The 18,149-nt window shown below is 43.1% G+C and carries 15 protein-coding genes, 1 tRNA gene and 1 pseudogene; 4 read left to right on the top strand and 13 right to left on the bottom strand.

Annotated elements, in window-relative coordinates; genetic code table 11:
- The first annotated feature begins 153 nt into the window (after window positions 1–153).
- From mutS to FTU01_RS13800, 4 genes are all read left to right on the top strand, one after another.
- Window positions 154–2,778, top strand: a complete 2,625-nt coding sequence (gene mutS, locus FTU01_RS13815; protein WP_180139610.1) for a DNA mismatch repair protein MutS — start codon at window positions 154–156, stop codon at window positions 2,776–2,778.
- A 204-nt stretch (window positions 2,779–2,982) separates the two neighbouring features.
- The gene (fdxA, locus tag FTU01_RS13810) at window positions 2,983–3,306 is read left to right on the top strand and encodes a ferredoxin FdxA (protein WP_004786212.1); all 324 of its coding nucleotides are present in this window, start codon (window positions 2,983–2,985) and stop codon (window positions 3,304–3,306) included.
- Window positions 3,307–3,444: 138 nt separating this feature from the next.
- Window positions 3,445–4,158: a D-Ala-D-Ala carboxypeptidase family metallohydrolase gene (locus FTU01_RS13805; RefSeq protein WP_004786214.1), complete on the top strand. Its 714-nt coding sequence runs from the start codon at window positions 3,445–3,447 to the stop codon at window positions 4,156–4,158.
- A gap of 132 nt (window positions 4,159–4,290) precedes the next feature.
- A complete protein-coding gene (locus FTU01_RS13800) occupies window positions 4,291–4,956 on the top strand; it encodes an O-methyltransferase (protein ID WP_180139607.1) in 666 nt (221 codons plus the stop codon).
- A 170-nt stretch (window positions 4,957–5,126) separates the two neighbouring features.
- On the opposite strand, the gene FTU01_RS13795 is transcribed toward FTU01_RS13800, so the two are convergent.
- From FTU01_RS13795 to cysS, 13 genes and pseudogenes are all read right to left on the bottom strand, one after another.
- Complete coding sequence (locus FTU01_RS13795) at window positions 5,127–5,969, bottom strand: universal stress protein (protein ID WP_034703837.1); 843 nt, start codon at window positions 5,967–5,969, stop codon at window positions 5,127–5,129.
- Between the two features lie 187 nt (window positions 5,970–6,156).
- The gene (locus FTU01_RS13790; protein ID WP_004786220.1) at window positions 6,157–6,774 is read right to left on the bottom strand and encodes a DapH/DapD/GlmU-related protein; all 618 of its coding nucleotides are present in this window, start codon (window positions 6,772–6,774) and stop codon (window positions 6,157–6,159) included.
- Entirely contained in the window at window positions 6,767–7,366 is a 600-nt protein-coding gene (locus FTU01_RS13785) for a YigZ family protein (protein WP_159122803.1), read from the bottom strand. The genes FTU01_RS13790 and FTU01_RS13785 overlap by 8 nt, the downstream gene beginning before the upstream one ends.
- Before the next feature lie 114 nt (window positions 7,367–7,480).
- A complete protein-coding gene (locus FTU01_RS13780; RefSeq protein ID WP_004786223.1) occupies window positions 7,481–8,668 on the bottom strand; it encodes an HlyD family efflux transporter periplasmic adaptor subunit in 1,188 nt (395 codons plus the stop codon).
- Entirely contained in the window at window positions 8,665–10,803 is a 2,139-nt protein-coding gene (locus FTU01_RS13775) for a type I secretion system permease/ATPase (RefSeq protein ID WP_180139605.1), read from the bottom strand. The genes FTU01_RS13780 and FTU01_RS13775 overlap by 4 nt, the downstream gene beginning before the upstream one ends.
- Window positions 10,800–12,341, bottom strand: a pseudogene (locus FTU01_RS13770) (TolC family outer membrane protein). The gene FTU01_RS13775 and the pseudogene FTU01_RS13770 overlap by 4 nt, the downstream one beginning before the upstream one ends.
- 140 nt (window positions 12,342–12,481) lie before the next feature.
- Window positions 12,482–13,225, bottom strand: a complete 744-nt coding sequence (gene lptB / locus FTU01_RS13765) for an LPS export ABC transporter ATP-binding protein (protein WP_180139602.1) — start codon at window positions 13,223–13,225, stop codon at window positions 12,482–12,484.
- The gene (lptA, locus tag FTU01_RS13760; protein WP_159122791.1) at window positions 13,225–13,791 is read right to left on the bottom strand and encodes a lipopolysaccharide transport periplasmic protein LptA; all 567 of its coding nucleotides are present in this window, start codon (window positions 13,789–13,791) and stop codon (window positions 13,225–13,227) included. Before lptA ends, lptB begins: the two co-directional genes overlap by 1 nt.
- Window positions 13,775–14,323, bottom strand: a complete 549-nt coding sequence (gene lptC / locus FTU01_RS13755) for an LPS export ABC transporter periplasmic protein LptC (RefSeq protein ID WP_034705852.1) — start codon at window positions 14,321–14,323, stop codon at window positions 13,775–13,777. The genes lptA and lptC overlap by 17 nt, the downstream gene beginning before the upstream one ends.
- 33 nt (window positions 14,324–14,356) lie before the next feature.
- On the bottom strand, window positions 14,357–14,896 hold the full coding sequence (locus FTU01_RS13750; protein WP_034170294.1) for an HAD family hydrolase: 540 nt from the start codon (window positions 14,894–14,896) through the stop codon (window positions 14,357–14,359).
- Between the two features lie 3 nt (window positions 14,897–14,899).
- The gene (locus FTU01_RS13745; RefSeq protein ID WP_004786235.1) at window positions 14,900–15,877 is read right to left on the bottom strand and encodes a KpsF/GutQ family sugar-phosphate isomerase; all 978 of its coding nucleotides are present in this window, start codon (window positions 15,875–15,877) and stop codon (window positions 14,900–14,902) included.
- A gap of 273 nt (window positions 15,878–16,150) precedes the next feature.
- A tRNA-Gly gene (locus FTU01_RS13740) sits at window positions 16,151–16,226 on the bottom strand.
- Between the two features lie 65 nt (window positions 16,227–16,291).
- Window positions 16,292–17,713, bottom strand: coding sequence for a cysteine--tRNA ligase (gene cysS, locus FTU01_RS13735; RefSeq protein ID WP_179992291.1), 1,422 nt, complete (start codon window positions 17,711–17,713; stop codon window positions 16,292–16,294).
- Window positions 17,714–18,149 lie beyond the last annotated feature (436 nt).

Here is an 18,149-nt window from a genome sequence, read left to right as displayed (position 1 = left end):
AAAATTAAATTTGTTAGACTTGAGGCAATTATTTTTGACATTCAAACCAGTTTTTACAGGATTTTAGCTTAGGCTATTTTCCAGGTTTTCCGAGGATAGTGTTTCGGAAAAAGATTTCGGTTTTGCTTTATATATTTAAAGGATTTTTTCTTAATGACCAGTTCAGAACTTGTGGCTGATCTCTCTAGCTTAACGCCCATGATGCAGCAATACATGTCGGTCAAAATGCAGCATCCACACTCATTGATGTTCTATCGCATGGGTGATTTCTATGAACTGTTCTTTGAAGATGCCCATAAGGCCGCCAAAATTTTAGGCATTACCCTGACCCATCGCGGTAAAGCCAATGGTCAGCCAATTCCGATGGCCGGTGTACCTTTCCATGCTGCTGAAGGATATCTGGCTCGTCTGGTAAAAAAAGGCGAAACGGTGGTGATCTGCGAGCAGATCGGTGAAGTGACTGGTAAAGGTCCAGTTGAACGTGGGGTCGTCCGAATTATCACTCCCGGGACTTTAACTGATGATGCCTTATTAGGTGCGCATCAAACCTCCAACCTGGTTGCTCTGTGTGTTCACCAGCAACAAATCGGAATTGCACTTCTCGATCTGAGTGCGGGTTTATTTAAAGTCCAGCAAATCGATTATGACTTAAGTCAGTTAGCCATTGAGTTGGCACGCCTGATGCCAAGCGAAATTGTGGTGGATGAAAATCTGCAAGATCAGGCACTGATAGAACACTTAAAACAACAGCTAGATGTTCCAATCAGTAAACGTCCGAATGTCGACTTCAACCAGAACAATGCCCAGAAGACCTTATGCGACCAGTTTGCAGTAAGTACACTTTCAGGTTTCGGAATTGATCATCTGCCTTTGGCCAAAGCTGCTGCGGCTGCATTGATTCACTATGCTAAAGAAACCCAGAAAACGGCTTTACCGCATATCCGAACCATTCAACTGGAACAAAGTTCAGACTTTATTGCACTGGATCCAGTCACCCGTCGCAACCTCGAATTGATTGAGCCTTTATTTGAACATGGCACTTCATTGTTTCAGCTGATCAATGACTGTCAGACCGCTATGGGTGGCCGTCTGCTTAGCCGCACCCTGATGCAACCGCTTCGTGATACTGCGATACTGGATGAGCGACTGGATGCGACACAGGCATTGCTTGAAGGTTTCCATGAATCGCCAGTCCGTCTTGTCTTAAAAGAAATCAGTGATATTGAACGTGTACTCAGCCGTATCGCTTTAGGTAGTGCTCGTCCACGCGATCTGGTTCAATTACGTCAAGCTTGTGCACAGATTCCATTTTTACGCCATGCGTTACAACCGCTGTTAAGTCAGCAGAATTCGAAATTATTGCAACAGCTGAATGAAGAACTGGGCGATTTTCATGGCCTGCATCAGCGCCTGATGTCAGCTATTGTTGAAAATCCGCCGGTACTGCTACGTGATGGCAATGTCATTGCAGAAGGTTTCGATAGCGAGCTGGATGAGCTGCGTAAAATCCGTGATCATGCCGGCCAGTTCCTGATTGATCTGGAAATTAAGGAACGGGAGCAAAGTGGCATTCCTACCCTGAAAATCGGCTATAACCGTGTCAGTGGTTATTATATCGAACTGACTCGTGCACAAGCTGAACAGGCACCTGAACATTATATCCGTCGCCAAACGCTGAAAAATGCTGAGCGTTATATCACGCCTGAACTAAAAGCTTTTGAAGATAAAGTATTGTCTAGCGAATCCCGTGCACTTGCTCGCGAGAAAATGCTATTCGAAATGTTGCTGGATGAACTGCGTCAGGATATTGGCAATCTACAGATGATGAGCAGTGCGATTGCCCAGATCGATCTGTTGGCAAACTTTGCCCATCAGGCACGTTTACGCAATTGGGCACGACCAAAATTCAGCCCTGAAATTGGTGTGAAAATCGTTGCCGGCCGTCATCCTGTGGTTGAAGCCTTAAGCAAGGCAGCCTTTACTCCAAATGATACCCAGCTGGATTATCAGCACCGTATGGCCATTATCACCGGTCCAAATATGGGTGGTAAATCCACCTTTATGCGCCAGACTGCCCTGATTGCCCTACTGGCTTATTGCGGTAGTTATGTGCCAGCGCAATCGACAACACTGGGTCCAATTGACCGAATCTTTACCCGGATTGGCTCTGCAGATGATTTGTCGACTGGCAAATCAACCTTTATGGTGGAAATGACGGAAACTTCGCAAATTCTGCATCATGCTACCAGTCAATCTCTGGTTCTGATGGATGAAGTGGGTCGTGGAACCAGTACTTATGACGGGCTGTCCCTGGCTTGGGCTTGTGTGCTGGATCTGACTAAACGGATTCAATGTCTATGTCTGTTCGCAACGCATTATTTTGAGCTGACCGAACTGGATAAAGAAGCGGGAATTGATAACTACCATGTTACCGCCAAGGAACTAAATGGCAATCTTATTCTGCTGCATAAAGTCCAACATGGCCCAGCTAGCCAGAGTCATGGTTTACAGGTGGCTAAACTGGCAGGTATTCCTGCGGCTGTAATTAAAGAAGCTCAGCATCGCTTGAAGATTCTGGAAAAGCAGCATCAGGCCAAACCACAGAGTCCGCAGCATGATCTGTTTGCGATGCCTGAAATCATCGAAAAAGTCATCGAGATTGAAAAGCCTTCAGCAGCGCTTGAATTATTAGAAGACATTGATGTCGACAATCTGAGCCCACGTGAAGCATTACAGCAACTTTATGCTCTTAAAGATCTCATGAAACAGCCAAGTTAAAATCTCTTCTAAGCCCTATCCCGCATAGGGCTTAGCTGATGATGATTCTCATTCCCTAAGCCTTTTATCAAATCATCGCAGTTTTTTCAAATTTAACAGCCCTATATATAACAAATATCAATAAAAGGAATTGTTTGTTCCCTCTATTTTTGCCTAAAATACGGTATTCGTCATTAGAACCATATTTTTTAGGTAGCTGTCACCATGACCTTCGTTGTCACTGAAAATTGTATTAAATGTAAATATCAAGACTGTGTTGAAGTTTGCCCAGTAGACTGTTTCTATGAAGGTCCTAACTTCCTTGTGATTAACCCGGACGAGTGTATCGACTGCGCGTTATGTGAGCCTGAATGTCCTGCGAATGCAATTTTCTCTGAAGATGAATTACCGGAAGGCCAAGAAGTCTTTATCGAGCTAAATGCTGAACTGTCTCAAAAATGGCCGAATATCACTCAAATTGGTGAGCAACCTGCTGACCGTGAAGAGTGGAATGGTAAAACTGATAAATTACAATATCTTGAAAAATAATTTTTCAAATCTTAAAAAAGACCAGCACAGACTGGTCTTTTTTATACCCCATCCACACATTTCATTGCAATTTATCCTGATTTTCTCCGTAAAAGTGGACTAAAATAGCGCTATTTTAAAATATCTGAATTGCTATCAATGAAGCATTTAATAAAGGGGTTATTGAGTGTTTGTATAATCCCGCTTGTCTTTGTAGGATGTGCTACCACCACAAAACAGTCTGGTAAAGTAACTCCAGATAAAAGGATTTACATCCCAGAAGAACGAGTCCAGTACAACCATAAACCACAGCCTAAACCGGTTCCTTATGTCTATACTCACTGGGTATCGGCACTAAATAACCTGTCTCTTGTACGTGAATATGAAAACTTTTTGGCCCAGCAAGGGGTCGGAAATATTATTCCAAGTTTTGAGCTGATGCGTACTGCACGGGATTGGGCTAAATGTGGTCGATCGCAATATATGATTCCAAGCCGTGAGCTCTGGTCAAATCAGGTGCCGACCTTACGTGTCTTCAAATATCTGGTTGCTGCCAATGTACTGACTGATTTTGAAGTCACTTCGGTTTATCGTGACCTGCCTTTAAATCAGTGTGCCGGTGGAGCCAATTCTTCACGTCACCTGTTTAACTCGGCAATTGATTTTCGGATCGGACCTGAGTACCCACAGGCTCAGGATTATGCAGCAATTGAAAATACCAAGTTCAAACTGTGCCAGTTTTGGTTACAGCATGGACAAAGCCTGAATATGGGGCTCGGTTTATATGCCTCTGGCCAAATCCATATTGATACTCAAGGTTATCGCACTTGGGGCCCGGATTTAAGTCGTCGCTCATCAATGTGTAATTACTAAGTCATTTCATTTTCTATACAAAGCCAGCTTTTGGCTTTGTATAGCCTAAAAAATCAGCGAATATAGAACAATAAATTGCGCTGTGCCCGGAAAAGTTTAAAATGCACGCATCACAACAAAGGTGCGAGTACTATGCAACAAATGTGGACAGATATTGACCGCTACATTGATTCACATTTAATTCCTGAAGATTCTATCCTGAATCAGACTCTTGAAAATACTGCTGCACATGGTTTTCCAGATCATCTGGCTGTTGCGCCGAATCAGGGCATGCTGCTGCAAATGCTGATCCAGATGAATAAGTGCAAGCGCGTACTGGAACTAGGAACCTTTGCTGCATATAGCACCATGTGGCTGGCTCGTGCCCTCCCTGAAGACGGTTATATCCTGACAATCGAAGGCCGTGATACACATGCTGCGATGGGACAGGAAAATATTGATCGTGCACAGTTAAAACAGAAAGTTGAGCTGAAATGTGGCCGTGCTGCAGATGTGCTTCGTGCCCTGCCTCAAGATACTGAAGCCTTTGACTTTATTTTTATTGATGCCGATAAGCAAAGCTATCCTGAATATCTGGAGCTGAGCTTAAATCTTTCTCACTCCGGTACCATTATCTTCCTGGACAATGTGATTCGTGCCGGTGATATCATCAATCCGGATAATAAAAAACCAAGTATTGAAGGCATTCGTGACATGTTTAAAGCGCTGGAAAATCATCCACGTATCTTATCTTGTACTGCTTTACAGACCGTTGGCAGTAAAGGACATGATGGTTTTGCACTCGCAATTGTCAAATAATACGACTAGAACAAAAATCAGCCAATAAAGTATTCTCGATAAATAACATCATCTTACAGAATGTAACCACAGAGTTATCCACAATATATGAGGATAACTCTGGTTATTTTTAATTCAAGCTGTAACAATTTATCAAAAAATACATTTCTGTAGGTTTTATCACCCTCTTTCTACTTCGCTACCAATAATGGCACTTTAGAATTTCGGAAAATCGTTGTCGCAATACTGCCCAAGAAGAACTGGTGGATCTTGCTGTGACTGAATGCCCCCAAGACAATTAACTGAATCCCATGTTCCTGCTGATAAGACAGGATATTTTCAGCCACTTCTCCGTAGCGGTATTCTGGAACGACCTCTAGTCCTGCTTCTGTCAAATATTGCAGAGGCTCATTCAGGATTTCCACATGATCCCCGATATAAAGCAGATGACATTGTAATTGTCTTAATAAATCACTTTCTGCAATACGTTTCATCATCTTCACACAGGTTGGTGAATATTCATAAGCAAAGATAAAACGTGTCGGTGGTCTGAAGTGTTCCCCTACAGTCATCACTGTACAGTTAGCACCACGGATAAAGTTTTCTACATTGGTGCCGATTGGCTTATTTTTCTCGGCAGAACGCTCACCGAGTAGTCCAATGACTGCAATATCATCAGGTTTTAGAATCTGAAAACTTTGTTCCAGAAAATCACCCTTTTCCTGAATATGTGTGGTGCGGATGCCATAATCTTTAAAGATACGGTCCGAAATATGCTGGAGCAGATTATTGCTATAACTAAGCGCAATTTCACTTTGCTTTTGCTCCAGCTCAGCCAGCTCTTTAAGCAACATGGCATTGCTTTCAAAGCCAATCACACCGCTAATTTCCCCAAGATGATAACTGGCCGGGTAATAATCCAGAACCTGTAATAAAACCAGTTCACGACCAGTCTGTTTGGCAATCCATGCAGCCGCATCTGCAAGCGCGTTCGTGCATGGTGAGGAGTCTATGCAGGCAATGACACGTTTCATGTTCAGCCTCTCTTTTATAATAAAAATTTCTTAGTTATTTTTAACTTAGCACAAGCATTAGTAAATGTGCACTGAAATCTGTAAGGCTTGAATTGAAATATGTTAACTTTTATGTGATGTGATAAGACCTTTACCTAATATTAAGCACCTGATATAAATCCTTTTTCCAAGCACCTTTTTTACTATTTTAATCCCGATATCGAATCAATTTTGCCGGATTTCCGGCGACAATTGCACGCGCTTCAATATCCTTCGTGACCATGCTATTCATCCCTATAATCGCCTGATCGGCAATTTTCACCCCATCTTTAATGCCGACATGAGCACCTAGCCAGACATCCCGACCAATCTCAATCCCTTTAGACCTGACTGGCTGCTGATAAATTGGCTGCTCCAGTTCCATCCCATGATCAAAGGCATAAAGATGACAATAAGCTGCGATACGTACCTGGTCATGCAGTTTAATCCCAACCCGACCACCATCCAGAATACAGTGATGATTGATTGCAACTTCGCTCCCTATCTCCAAAGGACCATGTAGCGTACAATCTGCCGCAATAAAGGTATTATCTCCGATACTAATTTTACGACCCGGCTCAGCAAAGATATGCGCCAACGGCGAAATAAAACAGTTTTCGCCAATTTCGACTGTTTCCATCTCCATCAGATAGGTCTGATATTCTTTCTGCCAAGCTTCAGCCCAACCACGATTCTTGGGTTTTAAGGACCAATATAGCCAAGGCATATAATTCAGGCGGTGTTTATGCTGCTCACGATATTTCAGTAATGGATCTGGTTCAGTCATCTGTGGCTTCTTCTATGATTTTTAATTGTTCACGTCCGCGAGTAACATCCTGAATCTTCAGAGCAAAAGGTTCAATTTGATGTTTCTGAAATTGTGCCTGAACCTGTACGCCTTCAGCCGAATATTCTTCCTGATAGTCAATCTGCTGCTGATTCAACTCATACTGAAAAATCGCCCACTCATTAAACTGGCAAGCAAATTCGACCTTTTTCTTTTCAATCAGCTCAATTTTTTCAGCTAATAACAAACATTGTCCAGCACAGCCGCCATAGGCACGGACCAGTCCGCCGGTGCCTAATTTAATACCGCCATACCAGCGATTCACCAGTACCAGTACATTGGTTAGCTCATTGCCTTCAATAGTCGCGAGGATCGGTCGGCCAGCAGTACCCGATGGCTCACCATCATCATTAAAGCGTACATGATGACCGATTTTCCAGGCCCAGCATTGATGAGTGGTGGTCGGATCACGATAGACCTCCAGAAAATCCTTCACATCCTGCTCATTTTCTACAGGTGTGGCAAAGGCCTGAAATCGGCTTTTTTTGATGTCTTCCTCAAAACTGACAAGGCTGGCAATGGTAAATGGCATAACTTCAGGCATTCAAATTTCACCTGTGCAGTATACCTGTTTTGATGGGGCAAAGAAAAAGCCTCTCTAAACGAGAGGCTTGATTCAATTTAATTTTATTGATTACTTTTAAATTTAACGTTCACGCAATGCTTCTTTAGCCTTGTTGAATGGCTTGATCAGATAGTCCATTACCGTTTTTGCTCCGGTACGAATATCAACAGAAGCCACCATACCTGGTGTGATGTTAAACTCCTGCCCGGCGGCGTTTCTCAGCTTGTCACTATCGGTACGAATATACACACGATAGTAGAACTGATCCTGTTTGACTTCATCCCGCAAGGTATCTGGCGAAATCACGGTCACTTTACCTTTTAGACCGCCATAAATCGAGTAATCATAGGCAGTAATCTTCACCAGCGCTTCTTGATCAGGACGGATAAAAGCAATATCACGTGGTGAAATTCGGGCTTCAACCAGTAATTTTTCATCCAGAGGCACGATGGTCATCAGCTTGCCATTTTGCGGAACCACGCCACCCAAAGTCATGACATCAATTTCTTTCACCACGCCACGGACTGGGGATTTAAAAATGGTCCGGTTCAAGGTATCTGACTTGCCGCGTACCACCTGTTGCTGGGTTTCCACATCAGTATTGGCTTTGGACAGTTCTTCCCGTGCTTTCACATAATATTGGTTGCGAATATCATTCATCTGGTTACGCAGGTCATTGGCTTCTCGCTTCAACCGTAAAACTTCAACTTCACTGGCTGCCCCTTTAGCCACCAATGGCGCGGTCATTTCCAGTTCCTGTTGTACCAGTACCAATGCCTGTTGCAAACCGGCAAGAGATTCTTCCAGATTGGCACGACGTGACTGATACAGTGCGGTTTCTTCTTTAACCAGTTTCGGATATTTCAGCACTTCTTCAGGGAAAGACAATGGCGTACCACTCACTTCTGCACGTAAACGGGCGGAAGTCGCACGTGAAGCGATTAGTAAGGATTCTGATTCACCGACATTTGATTCAAAGCGGGTTGGATCAAGCTGAGCCAAGACTTGGCCACGTTCTACAATCTCGCCTTCTTTAACATTTAACTTGGTTAGAATGCCGCCCTCCAGAGACTGAATCACCTGTTCTTTGGAAGATGGAATGACTTTACCCGTACCGGTCGAGACCTCTTCCAGTTTAAATAGCCAGGCCCATGTCAATAGAATTAACAAGCCAATGCCCACAATCCAGATAATCAGACTGGATTTAGGTAATGGCGGTTCCTGAAAGCTCACTTTGTTTGAACGCGTTAATGTTTGTGGTTCACTCATGCGCTTGCTCCCACGACCCGTTTAGTTCCTACCTGTGACTGATTTAATATCTGGTCTCGTGGACCATCCATGACAATTTTGCCATCATTGACCACGAGAATACGGTCAACTAACTCCAGTACGGCGCGACGATGCGTTGCCACTACCAGTGTACGATGGGACAGATACCCTTTCAGATGATCAATTAACTGCTTTTCTGAAACATCATCAATCGCTGCAGTTGGCTCATCTAACAACAAAATTTTAGGCTGGCGGATCAGGAGTCGTGCGAGTAATAAGGCTTGACGCTGTCCACCCGAGAAGCCCACTCCACCTTCCAGAATGATATGATCCAGACCTTCTTTTTTCTCTTGAACAAAGTTAAGTGCACCAGTGATTTGTAAGGCTTCCAGAATCTGTTGATCCGTAGCGAGCAGTGCACCCAAAGTCAGGTTTTCACGAATACTACCGTAAAAGAGTTGTGAATTCTGATTGAGCAGGCCCATATCACGGCGTACATCTGAAGGATCGATCAGAGTCAGATCAATACCATCAAGCTTCACCTTACCTTGTGCTGGGGTTTGCATGCCCGACAACAATTGCAATAGAGTCGACTTACCTGCACCGTTACGACCCAGAATTGCTATTTTTTCACCGGGCTTGATTTCGAGTTTTGGAATGACCAGACTCGGTTTGGGATCATCATCGCCATATTTGAACACCACGCCACTCAGCTCATAATGACCATCCAATACAGGACGGTGAATCAGATGTGAATAATCCGGCTGATCCACCGGTTTTTTCATTAACTCATCCAGACCGCCTTTAGCAACTTTGGCTTGCTGTAAACGGCCCAAGACACCGGTAATTTGTGAAATAGGTGCCAGCATCCGTGATGATAAAATCGAACAGGCAACTAAAGCACCTGTCTTCATCTCACCATCCATTACTGCAAATGCACCCACCAAGACCACAATAGCAAAGGTGAGTCCCTGAATTTTTTGAGTCCATGCTGTCATTAAGCCAACAATTTTACGTTGTTGCATGCTGACATCAGCAGAGACTTCATTCATATGATTCCATTGGTTCTGGAAGCGGGTTTCAGCTCTTAACAGCTTGATATCTTCAATCCCTTGTACGGCTTCCACTAATAAAGCATTACGGATTACAGATTCACGCATTCCTAACTGTGCCAACTTGGCCAGTTTTTTCTGCGCCAGAATTCCCGGAAGAATCATGAGTGGTACTACCAGTAGCATGACCCAGAACAGGTTGCCGCCAATAATCCAGAAGATTCCCAGGAACAGGAAGAAGAATGGTAAATCTGCAATTGCCGTCACGGTAGTGGAAGTGACCAGTTCACGCACACCTTCGAGTTCACGAATCTGTGAAATAAACGTTCCGGTCGATTTGGAACGCTCACTGTTTTTAATTCTTAAGGAATGCCCAAATACCCGGTCAGATATTTTCAAGTCAGCCCGTTTACCAATAATGTCTGAAAGATAAATACGGGAGACTCGTAATACAAACTCGAAAATAGCTGCAATCAGTACACCACCGGCCAACACCCATAAAGTAGGAATCGATTGTGAAGGAATGACACGGTCATAAACGTTCATCGAGAAGACAATCGTTGCCAAAGCCAGAATATTGGCGATTAAAGAGGCAAACATCACATCGATATAGCGTTTCCAGTCTTTCAGAACAATTGACCAGAACCAGTTTTTCTCAAAGGGTTTAATATATTCGTCGACACGCGCATCCGGTACAGAAGACTCTGGTCGCAGGATGTAAATATGCTTCGCACCTGTTTCTAACTGCCCGATGGTAAAACTTTGCGATAAACCAGCATCTCCACTCAGTTGTACACTGACATTACCTTGTGTGTCGATACGTTCAATAACACCAACATCTCCGCTATCAAATTCAACCAATAAGGGCAAACGCCAGGGATTCAGCAAACTGCTATCAAATTTATTTTTACGGACATTCAATCCTATCTGACGGCTAACAATCTTAAGCATTTCATCAATGTCATGATGCTGGTTCCAGTCCAGTTGCAGACGAATCCGTTCCTCAGATGGTTCAATCCGATAATGCTTGGCAATATTCAAAACTGCCTGAAGCCACGGCTGATAATTTATTATAGTACTCATGGCTGAACTTCAAACCCCTGAATGGAAATACGGTTAAGCGCGTAAATATCCCGTGTACGGCCTGTTACCTGAATGTATTGCACAATCGCCGAATAGATGTCATAGCGCGCTGATTCAATTTCCTGTGCTGCGCTGTGAATCGCCTGTTCTGCATTCAATAAATCCACTACTGTCCGAGTGCCCAATTTATATTGTTCTTGATATAGCTCTTTGGTTCGTACCGTAGTTTCACGGCGCTGAGCCAGGACATTCATTTGTCTTTGTTTATTTTCAATCTGTTCCCGGATTAAGCGAACCTGATCCAGCACATCCAGATAGACAGTATTCACCTGTGCGCGTGCAGCCTCTTCAGCATAACTGGCAGCACGTGCCTGAGACCGAACAGCGCCCCCCTGATAAAAATTACTGCTAGCTTCAATCATAATTGAATTATAAAAGCCATCATCTTCATTATTATTTGGATTTCGACCATTGACTGCCTGACTTAAGCTACTTTTCAGATTAATGGTCGGATAACGGCTTAAACGTGCCTGATCTTTTTGCAATCGAGCTACATCTACCCCTGAATGTGCCAAGATCATGCTTGGAATCTGGGTAAATTCAGGATCCTGATAAAGATCAGCCTGGGTCACGATACGATCTGAAATTTCCCATTGGATTGCAGAGACATCAAATCCCAATAAAGTTCGTAGACGTTGCTGATATTGTCTTAACTGGGTCTGTTGCACGATCAGGTTAGATTGTGCAGCTTCCAGATTCGACTGCGCCTGAACCGGATCGGCCTGTGTGCTAATCCCGGCGCGGGCACGTAAATTGGCAATTTCTGCAATGCGTGCGATGCCCTGAATCTGCTGTTCGGCAATCTTGGTAATTTCCTGATAGCGCTTAATATTGACGATGGCATCCGCTACTTCCAGTGCCACCTGATCCAGACTCACCAATACTCTTGCCTGTTCTTCTGCCAATCTCGCCTCTTCAACACTGACATTGGTTTTAATCTTGCCAAAGTCATATAGCATCTGGGTTGCATTCAGAGAAACCACCTGACGTCCACGTTCACCTGAGGTCAAATCTCCGGTACCTACACCGCCAGATAACTGCGGATAATAGGCTGCTTTGGCCACATCAATATTGGCGGCCTGTGCAGATAAAGACGAAATACTCTGGGCAATTTCCGGACGACGCTGAACTGCTGTATGAACCGCCTCAATCAGACTCATTTTTGCAGGAATACCAGCATTTATAGGTCGAATTGAAGATTGTCCCTGCTACGGCCGACTAATCTGTGGCAGTTCGGCTACTTTTGAGGTATCCAGTGAGTACTGACTCAGTGAGCTAATATCAATCGTCTGCGCTGATCGCGTTGGCTCTGGAGCAATCAGTTTTCCTAACCCACTTTTAATATTATTAAAATAATTCTGTGAATTTTCTGCATGTACGAATGGCACAGATAAAGGCAAAAGAAGAATGATCCATATTCCCTTATTTTTATCTATTATCCCCTGAATATTTTTTAAGTGCTGCACCCTAAATTGCATAATAATGAATGTTTCGTGTTTTAGCCTAACAATATATCAAATCATACAAAAAGATAGCTTTTTCGTCTTAAGTTAAGTAAAAAAAACCCGCATTTGACGACTAAAGTCTTAATGCGGGTTTTTCTGATAATGAAAATTTTCTATACAGTAAAGTCATCACCCAGATAAACTTTACGTACCGTTTCATTGGCCAGAATTTCTTGTGCCGTGCCTTCAGCAATAACTGAACCTTCGCTGACAATATAGGCATGTTCACAGATGGCCAAAGTTTCACGAACGTTATGATCGGTAATCAATACCCCAATTCCACGATCTTTCAGCGTCGTAATAATATCTTTAATATCACCCACGGAAATCGGGTCAACCCCGGCAAAAGGTTCATCCAGTAACATGAATTTTGGGTCGGCCGCCAACGCACGGGCAATTTCAGCACGACGACGTTCACCACCCGACACGCTCATACCCAATGAATCTTTAATATGGGTAATTTTAAAGTCTGCTAGTAATTCGGCTAAACGTTGTTGACGCTGAGCTTTGCTTAAATCCTTACGGGTTTCCAGAATCGCCATAATATTTTCAGAAATGGTTAGTTTTCTAAAAATAGAAGCTTCCTGCGGTAAATAGCCAATACCTTTACGCGCACGTTCATGCATTGCCAAGTCAGATAAATCGAGACCATCCAGATGGATCTCACCCTTGTCCATACGCACCAGACCCACCACCATATAGAAACTGGTAGTTTTACCTGCACCATTAGGCCCTAAAAGCCCAACAATCTGCCCACTTTCCATACTGAAGGAAACGTCCTTGACTACCCAGCGTTTACTATAATTTTTCGCCAGATGCTTAATGGTTAAAGTTTGAACCTGATGCGTCTGTGCCATTAATCACGTGCTCCCGGAAAGGATTTCGAAGATGAAGGCGGAATCACGATTTGTACACGACCTGCTGCTGAACCGGTTTTATTTGGTGTACCTGTTGCTTCAATATCGCCTTTATTCATGCTGTATTTCAGTGTATTACCACGGATACTAGCGCCATCTTGCTGCAAGTAGGCATTTCCAGATAGGGTAATAATCCCGGTTTCCGCATTATAGACAATTTTCTGTGCCTGACCTTTGGCCAAACCTTTGGCAGGATCAACTTTCTGCTGAAATTGAGCCGGGCTACCTGTTGCCGTAATCAGGCTGATCTGTTTTTTATTATTCAGATTCGCCACAATCGAATTGGCCTGCAATTTCATGGTGCCCTGTTCAATAATGACATTACCTGAATAAGTCGTGACTCCAGTACGCTCATTAAAAGTCGCACGGTCAGCTAATAAGGTAATCGGCTGATTACGGTCAGATGGCAATGCAAACGCAGTGGCTGAACCCAATGCAACCAGACTTAACAACGCAGCGCGCTTAAGGAAAGTTTTCATCATTTTAGCTCTAGGAATTTGGTTCATACTTTCCTCGAATATTAAAGAATTCGTATTGACCATCATTAAGATTGGCTTTTAGGCCCTGACTGATAAATTCAGCCTGTGGAGATTCAACAATGACAGTTTTATCGGTTTCAATTTCACGTGTTTTCGGAAAAGCGGTCAGCTCCTCGGTACGGAACTGCATTTTTCCATTTTGCATGATCTTGGTCGCCAGCACTTCTTGAGAAAGTACAACTTTTGTATTGTCATCATAACCATTGCCCTGTTTGGCGAAGAATGTCGCATCAATCTGACCGTCTTTATAGGTCGTTGCTTGCAGATTTTTGAGACTTGAAGTCTCTAGCTGCAGGTTTTGTTCAAGCTGGTCGACCTGGGCACGAACAGACAACATGCCCTTTTCATCAGTTTGGGTTAAGTTAATATTATTCGCAGAATAGGTCATGCTACGTGCAGAATCAGTCTGCAACTTGTTGCCTTTACCGCTGTAATAGTAATAACCACCACTTATTGCGGCAATGATAATAGCCGTAAGATATAAAACTCTAGTGTCCATAAGCGGTGTATTTAATCCAGGATGTATGACTTATTAATAAGGCGCACGAGTATATTTTTCAAGTAACTCTTGGTACTTACCTTTGGACATCAGTAACATGTCACAAATCTCGCGTACCGCACCACGACCACCATAGGCTTGCGTTACCAGATCAGCACGACGACGCACTTCAACATGGCCGTTTGGAACAGTCACTTTCATGCCTGCAATCGCGAAGGCAGACAGATCAGGCCAGTCATCACCCATGTATAAACAGTCTTCAGGATCGATATTGAGCTGAGTACAAGCTTCACGCAAAGCAGTCCCTTTATCTTCGCGGCCCTGATAAACCAGATCTACACCTAAATCCGACATACGTTTCTGTACGATATTGCTTTGACGCCCAGTGATAATGATCACTTTGATTCCGGCTTGCTGTACCAGTTTCATACCCAGACCATCACGGATATCAAAAGACTTGATCTCATCGCCCGTGTTGGTCAATGTGACAAAACCGTCGCTTAAAATACCATCTACATCAAGTACCAGTGCCTCAATATGACGTGCCTGCTCTAATAATACATAAGATGCCATTTATTAATTTACCCCAGCCTGAATCAGGTCATGCATACTAATTACACCAATGACTTTATTGGCATCATCAACCACTACAAATTGATTAATTTTACGTTCGTTCATTTTTTCCAGTGCAACGACAGCACGTGCTTCCTGAGAAATTGTCAGCGGATTTTTGGTCATTACTTCCTGAATCGGTAAATTGACATCAAAACCTTGCTGTTTGTCGATCAGGCGGCGTAAGTCACCATCAGTGAAAATACCCAGCAGAAGGTCATTTTGATCCACAATTGTGGTTAAACCTAGGCGTTTATTTGAAATCTCGTATAAAACTTGATTCATTGGTGTATCTGGTGACACTTTTGGCAATTCCGAACCAGTGTGCATTAAGTGTTTTACATGCAGCAATAAGCGTTTACCCAAGGCACCCGCTGGATGTGACAAGGCAAAATCGTCAGCAGTAAAACCTCGTGCATCTAAAAGAGCGACAGCCAGTGCATCACCCAGCGCTAAAGTTGCTGTTGTACTCGAAGTCGGTGCCAGGCCAAGTGGACAGGCTTCCTGAAGATGACCTAGAGTTAAAGCCACATCAGCATTTTGTGGCATTGGGCCTTTGGCATCCCCACTAATGGTAATTAAGGGAATTTCCAGACGCTTGATCAGAGGCATCAGCATCATGATTTCATCGCTTTTGCCTGAGTTTGAAATGGCAATCAGTACATCACCCGGTACCAGCATCCCAAGATCACCATGCCCTGCCTCGCCCGGGTGCATGAAGAATGAAGGCGTACCCGTAGATGCAAAAGTTGCCGCCATCTTACGGCCAATATGCCCGGATTTCCCCATCCCGGTAATCACCAGACGACCTTTGCACTGTAGGATAATTTCACATGCCTGACTAAAACGCTCATCAATCTGCGTGGCTAAAATCTGTAATGCTTGTTCTTCGATACGCAAGGTTTCAAGTGCAACTTTCTGGAAGTCTATTTGATTTGGCATATTTGGTGGGTTCAAAGTAGGTTTACCTTAACTCTATATAGAGTTGACTCAGTCTAGCAAAAAATAATTTTCGCAATTTTATCATATCTATGCAAATGTCAGGTTTCAAAATGTAGAGCTTTTCATAAAACTTAAACAGAATGTTTAGAAATTTCCCTGACCAAAAGCTCTTCATTATTCAGAATTTCATTATGTTAATCAGTTCTGATTTTCCTTTTTATTTTGCGTAGGCAATAAAAAACCCCAATCTTTCGATCAGGGTTTTTTGAATTTTGGAGCGGGAAACGAGACTCGAACTCGCGACCCCAACCTTGGCAAGGTTGTGCTCTACCAACTGAGCTATTCCCGCAATATGGGAGTGAATTATAGAGAGTTTCTGCTAACTGTCAACTCTCTATTGATTCAACTGTCGAATTAATCAGCACGACGCCATACAGTTCCTTGACGGGTATCTTCCAGCACCACTCCTTGGTCTAATAAAGACTGGCGGATTTCATCGGCACGAGCAAAGTTTTTCTCTTTTTTGGCATCTTTACGTTGCTGGATCAGATCTTCAATCTGCTCTTCAGACAAGCCTAAAGCTTCCTGACCAATATCAGACTTCAAGAATTCATCGACATTGTGCTGTACCAGACCCAGAATATTGGTGAGATGGCGCAGAGTAGAATAATAAACTGTAGCCTGTTCCTGATTCTGGTCTTTTACTGCACGGTTCAGCTCTTTATTCAGTTCAAACAACACAGCAATGGCTTCTGGCGTATTGAAGTCATCACGCATGGCTGTATTGAAACGCTCAACAAAGCTTTGATCTAAAGTTTCAACAACCTGCTCACCATATACCGCTTGATAAGCTTTAAAAGAATGATAGAAACGCATCAGCGTATTTTTCGCTTCTTTTAAAGCTACATCTGAATAGTTCACCGGGCTGCGGTAGTGTGAAGATACGATAAAGTAACGCACCACTTCTGGATGGAATTTTTCAATCACATCACGGATAGTGAAGAAGTTACCCAAAGACTTCGACATCTTTTCACCATCGACATTGATGAAGCCAGCATGCATCCAGTAGTTCACATACTGCTCACCTGTCGCTGCTTCAGATTGTGCAATCTCGTTTTCATGATGCGGGAAGCTTAAGTCAGCACCACCACCATGAATATCAAAATGATTGCCCAGGCAGCAGGTTGACATCGCAGAACATTCAATATGCCATCCTGGACGACCATTGCCCCATGGTGAAGCCCAAGAAGGTTCATTTTCTTTGGCATGTTTCCAAAGTACAAAGTCAAATGGGTGTTTTTTCTCAACTTCGACGTCTACACGTTCAGAAGCGCCTGCCTGCATATCTTCCAGTTTACGGCCTGAAAGGCGGCCGTATTTGGCAAATTTTTCAACTTCGAAATAAACATCGCCATTATTTGCCGGATATGCAGTCCCTTTTTCCACTAGCGTACCAATCATGTTTTGCATTTGATTGATGTAATCGGTGGCTTTTGGTGCTTCATCCGGTGCAAGACAGCCTAACTTGGCAAAGTCTTCATTCATGGCATCAATAAAACGGCTGGTCAGTGATGAAATGCTTTCCCCATTTTCATTGGCACGTTTAATAATCTTGTCGTCAATGTCGGTGATATTACGTACGTATTTTACTTTCCAGCCCTGGCTACGCAGGAAGCGGATAATATAGTCAAATGCAACCACCGTGCGTGCATGTCCAATATGACAGTAGTCATAGACCGTCATCCCACAGACATACAGATCAATCTGACCTTCTTTACGAGGCACAAATTCTACTTTTTTACGTTGCTCTGAGTTATATAGAACAAATGGTTGCATAGGTCTTCTAGAATGCTTTTACAAATGATGGTTCATCTTAACCTAAGCATTATTTTTCATAAAGTTTTAAGAAAAGTTTTCAAGACTTTTTCTGCAGTTATTTTTTATTACATAGACAGATCATGCATGGAACGTAAGAGCCTTAAATTGCAATTTGCAGTATGAGTAAAGAAATTAAGGACTTTCAGAAATAAAGTCCATAATGATCTACTAAATACCACCTGTAAAACCATCAGCATGATCCGTGAAAGCTACACCTGATTATTGAAAAATCATAATTCAGTAATTAAAAAAAGCCCTCTATCTTAAGAGTAATGCCAGTCAGTTAAGCAAATTTTAGTAAAATGTAGTAAAAATGAGTGTATGTAAATACGCTCATTTTTTTATGTCTTTATCTGAACATTTAGAATCCACTCTTGAACATTCTCTCCCATCA

Source organism: Acinetobacter sp. YH12043 (assembly GCF_013419915.1).
Lineage (GTDB): Bacteria > Pseudomonadota > Gammaproteobacteria > Pseudomonadales > Moraxellaceae > Acinetobacter.
This window is presented reverse-complemented; position numbering and strand designations above follow the sequence as displayed.

What these genes read in the sequence shown, in the direction of transcription:
- mutS (WP_180139610.1), top strand. Translation starts at nt 154, where the DNA reads ATGACCAGTTCAGAACTTGTGGCTGATCTCTCTAGCTTAACGCCCATG.
- fdxA (WP_004786212.1), top strand. Translation starts at nt 2,983, where the DNA reads ATGACCTTCGTTGTCACTGAAAATTGTATTAAATGTAAATATCAAGAC.
- FTU01_RS13805 (WP_004786214.1), top strand. Translation starts at nt 3,445, where the DNA reads ATGAAGCATTTAATAAAGGGGTTATTGAGTGTTTGTATAATCCCGCTT.
- FTU01_RS13800 (WP_180139607.1), top strand. Translation starts at nt 4,291, where the DNA reads ATGCAACAAATGTGGACAGATATTGACCGCTACATTGATTCACATTTA.
- FTU01_RS13795 (WP_034703837.1), bottom strand. Translation starts at nt 5,969, where the DNA reads ATGAAACGTGTCATTGCCTGCATAGACTCCTCACCATGCACGAACGCG.
- FTU01_RS13790 (WP_004786220.1), bottom strand. Translation starts at nt 6,774, where the DNA reads ATGACTGAACCAGATCCATTACTGAAATATCGTGAGCAGCATAAACAC.
- FTU01_RS13785 (WP_159122803.1), bottom strand. Translation starts at nt 7,366, where the DNA reads ATGCCATTTACCATTGCCAGCCTTGTCAGTTTTGAGGAAGACATCAAA.
- FTU01_RS13780 (WP_004786223.1), bottom strand. Translation starts at nt 8,668, where the DNA reads ATGAGTGAACCACAAACATTAACGCGTTCAAACAAAGTGAGCTTTCAG.
- FTU01_RS13775 (WP_180139605.1), bottom strand. Translation starts at nt 10,803, where the DNA reads ATGAGTACTATAATAAATTATCAGCCGTGGCTTCAGGCAGTTTTGAAT.
- lptB (WP_180139602.1), bottom strand. Translation starts at nt 13,225, where the DNA reads ATGGCACAGACGCATCAGGTTCAAACTTTAACCATTAAGCATCTGGCG.
- lptA (WP_159122791.1), bottom strand. Translation starts at nt 13,791, where the DNA reads ATGAACCAAATTCCTAGAGCTAAAATGATGAAAACTTTCCTTAAGCGC.
- lptC (WP_034705852.1), bottom strand. Translation starts at nt 14,323, where the DNA reads ATGGACACTAGAGTTTTATATCTTACGGCTATTATCATTGCCGCAATA.
- FTU01_RS13750 (WP_034170294.1), bottom strand. Translation starts at nt 14,896, where the DNA reads ATGGCATCTTATGTATTATTAGAGCAGGCACGTCATATTGAGGCACTG.
- FTU01_RS13745 (WP_004786235.1), bottom strand. Translation starts at nt 15,877, where the DNA reads ATGCCAAATCAAATAGACTTCCAGAAAGTTGCACTTGAAACCTTGCGT.
- cysS (WP_179992291.1), bottom strand. Translation starts at nt 17,713, where the DNA reads ATGCAACCATTTGTTCTATATAACTCAGAGCAACGTAAAAAAGTAGAA.